This window comes from Methylobacterium sp. P1-11 (assembly GCF_008329595.1).
Classification (GTDB): Bacteria; Pseudomonadota; Alphaproteobacteria; order Rhizobiales; family Beijerinckiaceae; genus Methylobacterium.
Genome location: NZ_NPKS01000089.1, coordinates 1 through 1,323 on the forward strand (window position 1 = coordinate 1; position 1,323 = coordinate 1,323).

Here is a 1,323-nt window from a genome sequence, read left to right on the forward strand (position 1 = left end):
GGGGTCAGTGCGTGCCGGTGATCTTGTCGGCGAGGTTTTCGGCGCCGTCCTTGACATCGCCCACCGTCTTCTGCGCCTCGCCCTTCAGCTCCTGCGCCTTGCCCTCGGCCACCAGCTTGTCGTTGCCGGTCGCCTTGCCGGCCGCCTGCTTGACGTTGCCCACCGCCTCGTTGGCCAGGCCCTTGATCTTGTCGGTCGTGCTGCTCATCGCGTGCGCTCCTTGGCGTTTGGGGTCGGGGTCGGGATGTCCGGTCGGGCAGGTTCCGCCCGCCGGGGTGGACGGCCCCCGCACGGTGGCGGGCGCCGAGGGGGATAAGGGCGAACGATCCGAGGTCGAACGATCCGGGGCCGGGCCGCGGCCGCTCAGACGCGCCGGGTCTCGTAGGCGCCCGGCAGGCTCGCGGGCTTCGGCGCGCCCAGGCGGCCGCCGAAGAAGGCGGCGAGCGCGCCCAGGATCAGCGCCAGCGCCGCGTAGAAGGCGCCCTGCGTGGCCGCAGACTTCGCCGTCACGGCCGCGGCCTCGGCCTTCTGCTGGGCGGTGGCCACCGCCTGATCGTACTGCTTCTCGTAATCCTGGATCTGCTGGCGGGCCTGATCGACCGGGATGTTCTGCGCCTTGGCCAGGGCGTCGGCCGCCCGCGCCTCGGCCTGCTGCTTCTGCGCGGCGTCCCCGGTGAACAGCGCCTTGATCGCCGCAACCGCTGCGTCGCGGGCCGCCTGCGGATCCTGGCCGGCGGTCTGCTGGCGGACCTTGTCCGCGATGCCGTCGAGCGGGTTGGCGATCTTCGACAGCGACGGTGCGGCCGCCTGGGCGGCGGTCTGGACGCTGCCGCCGACGAGGCTGCCGGCGCCGCCGAGCGCGCCCGAGACCGTGCCGAGCGTGCCGCCGACGAGGCCGCTGGCGGCCGAGGTCAGCAGGTACAGGACCACCAGCGTCGTCACCGCCCAGGAGACCAGCCCGTGCAGGGCGGCCGCGCCCGGCAGGGTCTTGCCCGAGAGCCGGCCGGCGATGAGGCCGCCGGCCAGGGAGGCGACGAGGCCGGAGGCGACGAACCACACGCCCGCGCCCATCGAGACGGCGGAGGCCGAGGGGTTGTCGGCGGCGGTGGTGCCGACCGAGGCCAGCCCGACGCCGATGCCGACGAGGTTGACGATCACCTGGGTGACCAGCGCGGTCACGGCGCCGGCGAAGATCGCGCCCCAGGAGACTTGGTTGAGCGGCACGGCACGCGTGTCGGCCTGCGCGGCTGCGGTGGCGAGAGGGGACGCCGTGGTCTGGATCGTGGTCACGCTTTCACTCCGGGTAGTCGGCCGTTCGTAGCC

Annotated in this window: 2 protein-coding genes; both read right to left on the minus strand. The window is 73.7% G+C overall.

The window, feature by feature from the left end; all coding sequences use genetic code 11:
• Positions 1 to 4: 4 nt before the first annotated feature.
• Positions 5 to 208, minus strand: a complete 204-nt coding sequence (locus CIW48_RS32805) for a CsbD family protein (protein WP_149314506.1) — start codon at positions 206 to 208, stop codon at positions 5 to 7.
• Positions 209 to 363: 155 nt separating this feature from the next.
• A complete protein-coding gene (locus CIW48_RS32810) occupies positions 364 to 1,290 on the minus strand; it encodes a PhnA-like protein (RefSeq protein ID WP_149314507.1) in 927 nt (308 codons plus the stop codon).
• Positions 1,291 to 1,323 lie beyond the last annotated feature (33 nt).

Excerpts from the sequence above, each read along its gene's own strand:
- CIW48_RS32805 (WP_149314506.1), bottom strand. The coding sequence starts at position 208 with ATGAGCAGCACGACCGACAAGATCAAGGGCCTGGCCAACGAGGCGGTG.